Below are 5,365 nucleotides of genomic sequence, written 5' to 3' on the forward strand. Positions count from 1 at the left end.
GATCACGGCAGAGATATCGCGGCCTTCGAGCTTGGCGCGCACCACCTTGTGGCGACCGAGATCCTCGACCTTGCTGACCTGCACGGTCATGCCTTCGCGGCCGAGCCGGACATATTCGGGACGGATGCCGAGCTCGACGGCGCCGCTGGCTGCCTTGGGTGCGCCCGGCAGTTCGATGCGCTGCGAGCCGAGCGTCGCCGTCTTGCCGTCGATCGCCACCGGCATGACGTTCATGCCTGGCGAGCCTATGAAATAACCGACGAAGGTATGGCGCGGGCGTTCGAACAATTCGGCCGGTGTGCCGATCTGCACGATGCCGCCATCATACATGACCACGACCTGCTCGGCGAAGGTCAGCGCCTCGGTCTGGTCGTGGGTCACATAGACCATGGTGTAGCCAAAGCGGCGGTGCAACTGCTTCAGCTGCGAGCGCAGCACCCACTTCATGTGCGGATCGATGACGGTCAGCGGCTCGTCGAACAGGATGGCGTTGACGTCGGAGCGCACCAGCCCGCGGCCGAGCGAGATCTTCTGCTTCTGGTCGGCGGTCAGGCCCCTCGCCTTCTTCTTCGCCCACGACGCCAGATCGATCATCTCCAGCGTCTCGCGAACCTTGCGGTCGACATCGGCTTCCGGCACACCGCGGTTGCGCAGCGGGAAGGCCAGATTGTCGTAGACGGTCATGGTGTCGTAAATGACCGGGAACTGGAACACCTGCGCGATGTTGCGCTCCTGCGTCGACAAATTGGTCACGTCCTTGCCGTTGAACAGCAACTGGCCGTGCGAGGGGTGCAACAATCCCGAAATGATGTTGAGCAGCGTGGTCTTGCCGCAACCGGAGGGCCCGAGCAGCGCATAGGCGCCGCCGTCCTCGAAGACATGATGCACTTCCCGCAGCGCGAAATCGGCATCCTTCTGCGGGTTCGGCAGGTAGGAATGCCTGACATGGTTGACGTCGATGCGTGCCATCTCTTGCCCTCAAGCCGCCAGCTTCGGCGCAGTCACGGCGCTGCCGTGCTCGTCGAAAACCATGATGTGGCGCGGATCGATGAACACCTCGACCACCTCGTCCGGCTCGAAATGCCTGATACCATGGGTCAGCATGACCCAGCGCGCATCGGCGAAATCGAGATGGATGAAGCTCTCCGATCCGGTGATCTCGGTGATCGTCACCTTGGCGCGCACCGGTACGGCCGCCGCATTGGGCCGCTCGAGCGACAGGTGGTGCGGCTGAAAACCGATCGTGTACATGGCATCGGCAATGCCGGAGAGCTCGGCCGGCACCGGCAGGTTCACGCCGCCCTCGAGCAGGAAATCCCGGCCCTTCTTGGCAAGCACTATAGTATTGAGCGGTGGATCGGAAAATGTCCTGGCTGTCACCAGATCTACCGGCTTGCGGAACACCTCGATGGTCGGTCCGAACTGGGTGATCTTGCCTTGCGAAAGCGTCGCCGTGTTGCCGCCGAGCAGCAGCGCCTCGTGCGGCTCGGTCGTGGCGTAGACGAAGATGGTGCCGGCGGCGGCGAATATCCTGGGCAATTCGGCGCGCAGTTCCTCGCGCAATTTGTAGTCGAGATTGGCGAGCGGTTCGTCGAGCAGGACCAGGCTTGCGTTCTTGACGATGGCGCGCGCCAGCGCGGTGCGCTGCTGCTGGCCACCGGACAGGCTGAGCGGCGTGCGGTCGAGATAGGGCGTCAGCTTGAGAAGAGCCGCGGCTTCACGCACCTGGCTGTCGATCCTGGCCTGCTCGATGCCGGCCACCCGCAGCGGCGAAGCAATGTTCTCATAAACGGTCATCGCCGGATAGTTGATGAACTGTTGGTAGACCATGGCGATCTTGCGCTTCTGCACCGGCACACCGGTGACATTCTGGCCGTCGAACCAGATCGAACCGGAGGTCGGCACGTCCAGGCCGGCCATCAGCCGCATCAGGCTTGTCTTGCCGGAAAGCGTAGGTCCGAGCAGGACGTTGAGCGAGCCGTGCTGGAGCGTCAGCGACACGTCGCTTATATGCTCGACCGCGCCGACCGCCTTGGTGACGTTTCTCAGTTCCAGCATGACGCCTCCTCCCAGGCCTTCCGCATCAGCTCAAACCCCTCTTCATTCGGCAGCCGCGACATGGCGCCGGCTTATGCCGCGCATGAACTCATCGAGCGCCGCCACCTGCTCGCGGCTGAGATGCAGACCGCGCTTGGTCCGGCGCCACAATACATCTTCTGATGTGACGGCCCATTCGTTTTGAACGAGATAGCGCACCTCGGCCTCGTAGAGATCGGCGCCGAAGTTGCGGCCGAGATCGACGTTCGATTTGGCCAGCCCCAGCAGCATCCTCGCGCGGGTTCCATAGAGCCGGGTCAACCGGCGAGCCAGGCGCGCGTCGAGGAATGGATAAGCGGTTTTCAATTTCGCCACTTCGGCATCGAAACCGGTGGCCGGGAAATCGCCGCCCGGCAGCGGCGCGTTTGCCGTCCACGGCTTGCCGCGTTTGCCGAGAAAACTCTCGATCTTTTCCAGCATCGATTCCGACAGCCGGCGATAGGTGGTGATCTTGCCGCCAAAAGCATTGACAATTGGGGCGGCGCCGTCGCCGCCATCGGCCTTGAGCACATAGTCCCGCGTCGCTTCCTGCGCCTTGGAGGCTCCGTCATCATAGAGCGGACGGACGGCCGAATAGGTCCAGACGATGTCCGAGCGCTTGACGGGTTGGGCGAAATATTCGCTTGCCGCGGCGCAGAGGTAATCGATCTCGGTGTCGCTGATCTTCACGTCATGCGGATCGCCGGGATAATCCTGGTCGGTGGTGCCGATCAGTGTGAACTCTTCCTCATAGGGAATGGCGAAGATGATGCGGCCATCCTTGTTCTGGAAGAAATAGGCGCGTGGATCGTCGAACTTCCTGGCGATGACAATGTGGCTGCCCTGCACGAGGCGGACATTGTGCACATCGTTGAGCCCGACGACGCCGGACAGCACATGATCGACCCAGGGGCCGGCGGCATTGACCAGCAGTCGCGCCTTGATCTCCTCGGTCTCGCCGGTCTGCAGGTCCTCGATCTGGATTGCCCACAGGCCGTTTTCGCGGCGCGCGCCGGTCACTTTCGTGCGGGTGCGGACCGTGGCGCCGCGGTCGGCGGCATCACGCGCGTTCAGCGCCACCAGTCGCGCATCATTGACCCAGCCATCCGAATATTCGAAGGCCTTCTTGAACAGCGGCTTCAAAGGCTTGCCGGCCGGATCCCTGGCCATGTCCAGCGTCCGGGTCGCGGGCAGCAATTTGCGCCCGCCAATGTGATCGTAGAGGAAGAGACCGAGCCTGATCAGCCAGGCCGGACGCAGGCCTTTGGCATAGGGCAGCACGAACCGCATCGGCCAGATGATGTGCGGCGCGTTCTTCCACAAAACCTCGCGCTCCATCAGCGCCTCTCGCACCAGGCGGAATTCGTAGAATTCGAGGTAGCGCAGGCCGCCATGGATCAATTTGGTCGAACCCGAGGAGGTTCCGCTGGCTAGGTCGTTCATCTCGGCGAGAAACACGGAAAAGCCACGACCGACGGCATCACGGGCAATGCCGCAGCCATTGATGCCGCCACCTATGACGAAAATGTCACGGATCGGAGATGCGTCCACAATTCCTCCAACGATTTCGCATTGCACCATTTTTGGGCTTTTACGAAACCGTGTCGGAATTATTTCGAAATGATAACGAATGTCAAACGAAATATCACGAGCGCGTGATATCGGGCAGAAACCGCCTAGGCGAGCGACGTCTCGATCAACTGAACCTCGGCCTCCTGGCAGATCTTGCGCACTGACGGGATGTCGCAACGATCGGTGATGAAGGTGTTGACCTGCGACAGATGGCCGATGCGCACCGGTGCGGTTCGCTCGAATTTGGTCTGGTCGGAAACCAGGATGACATGCCTTGCATTGGCGATGATCGCCTGCGCCACCTTGACCTCGCGAAAATCGAAATCGAGCAAGGCGCCGTCATGGTCGATGGCGGATGCACCGATCACCGCATAGTCGACCTTGAACTGCCTGATGAAGTCGACCGCCGCTTCGCCGACCACACCGCCATCGGAACCGCGCACAACCCCGCCGGCGATCACCACCTCGATCGAGGGATATATCCGCATCCTATTGGCAACATTGATGTTATTGGTGATGACCATGAGCCCGTTGTGATCGAGCAACGCCTTGCTGACCGACTCGGTCGTGGTGCCGATGTTGATGAACAGCGAGGCATTGTCGGGGATCAGCCTGGCGGCCGCACGGCCGATCGCCTCCTTCTCGTCGGCGGCGATCTTGCGTCTCGCCTCATATTCCATGTTCTCGATGCCGGAGGGATACAACGCGCCGCCATGGATGCGCGAGAGCAGCCGCTGGTCGCACAAATCGTTGAGGTCCTTGCGTATGGTCTGCGGCGTCACATTGAAGTGGGTGGCCAGATCATCGACCAGCACGCGGCCATGATCCTTGGCCATCTGGATAATCTCGGCATGGCGCGGCGACAGATACATAGGCAACCTCCCGTTTTCGTTTTTCTTGTCTATAGTCGAAAACGAAACCGATGAAAAGGCATAAGCCGGCTAATGAAATGCATGTGATTGCCAAGGTGAATACGAACGCAAACCAGATTGTGCCCGATCAATCCATTGCGCGCGCGATTTCCGTGATGACGGTGAAGGCCGTATCAACATCGGCGGCGGTCGCCTCGAACTGTCCGACCTGGAACCGGATTGCGATCCTGCCATCGACCTTCGTCTGCGTCAGGTAGATGCGGCCATCGTCGTTGATCGCATTGACCAGGCGCAGATTGTGCTCGTCCGCGTCGGTTGCGATCTTGTGTCGGAACGAGAACAACGACAGCATCGGTTCGCTGACGATCTCGAAATCCAACTCCCTTGCCAGCCGCGCCGCCAGCGCTTCGCTCCACCCGACATGATTGCGGATCATCGTGCGCAGATTTTCCAGGCCATGGGCGCGCAGCAGGAACCACAATTTCAGCGCGCGAAATCGCCTGCCGAGCGGCACCGACCATTCGGAATAGTTGATGATGCCGTCGTGGCCGTGTGTCTTCAGATAATCCGGCTTGATGGCCAGCGTCCTCACATGGCTTTCGGGATCGCGCAGGAACTGGATAGAGCAGTCGAACTGGGCGCCCAGCCATTTGTGCGGATTGAAAACGATTGAATCGGCGCCTTCGACGCCTGTCCAGAAATGCCGATATTCCGGACAGATCATCGCCGATCCCGCCCATGCGGCGTCGACGTGAAGATAAAGCCCATGCCGCCGTGCGACCTCGACAACCGCTGCAATATCGTCGGCGCCGCATGGGCGGGATCGGCGATGATCTGTCCGGAAT

Annotated in this window: 5 protein-coding genes; all 5 read right to left on the reverse strand. The window is 60.9% G+C overall.

Annotated features, from left to right (window positions below):
- Positions 1-969 (reverse strand): ABC transporter ATP-binding protein (locus tag EN893_RS17085; RefSeq protein ID WP_164900926.1); only part of this gene is annotated, 969 nt, incomplete at its 3' end.
- Positions 970-978: 9 nt separating this feature from the next.
- Entirely contained in the window at positions 979-2,058 is a 1,080-nt protein-coding gene (locus EN893_RS17090) for an ABC transporter ATP-binding protein (protein ID WP_127269023.1), read from the reverse strand.
- A gap of 42 nt (positions 2,059-2,100) precedes the next feature.
- Positions 2,101-3,627: a glycerol-3-phosphate dehydrogenase gene (gene glpD / locus EN893_RS17095; protein ID WP_127269022.1), complete on the reverse strand. Its 1,527-nt coding sequence runs from the start codon at positions 3,625-3,627 to the stop codon at positions 2,101-2,103.
- A gap of 125 nt (positions 3,628-3,752) precedes the next feature.
- Positions 3,753-4,520: a DeoR/GlpR family DNA-binding transcription regulator gene (locus EN893_RS17100; RefSeq protein WP_127258922.1), complete on the reverse strand. Its 768-nt coding sequence runs from the start codon at positions 4,518-4,520 to the stop codon at positions 3,753-3,755.
- A gap of 127 nt (positions 4,521-4,647) precedes the next feature.
- On the reverse strand, positions 4,648-5,365 hold a 718-nt coding region (locus EN893_RS17105; RefSeq protein WP_164900927.1), incomplete at its 5' end, for a pyridoxal-dependent decarboxylase.

This window comes from Mesorhizobium sp. M7A.F.Ca.CA.004.04.2.1 (assembly GCF_004022825.1).
GTDB lineage: Bacteria > Pseudomonadota > Alphaproteobacteria > Rhizobiales > Rhizobiaceae > Mesorhizobium.

Bases quoted from the DNA above. Each gene is read 5' to 3' on its own strand.
- EN893_RS17100 (WP_127258922.1), bottom strand. From the start codon at position 4,520: ATGTATCTGTCGCCGCGCCATGCCGAGATTATCCAGATGGCCAAGGAT.
- EN893_RS17090 (WP_127269023.1), bottom strand. From the start codon at position 2,058: ATGCTGGAACTGAGAAACGTCACCAAGGCGGTCGGCGCGGTCGAGCAT.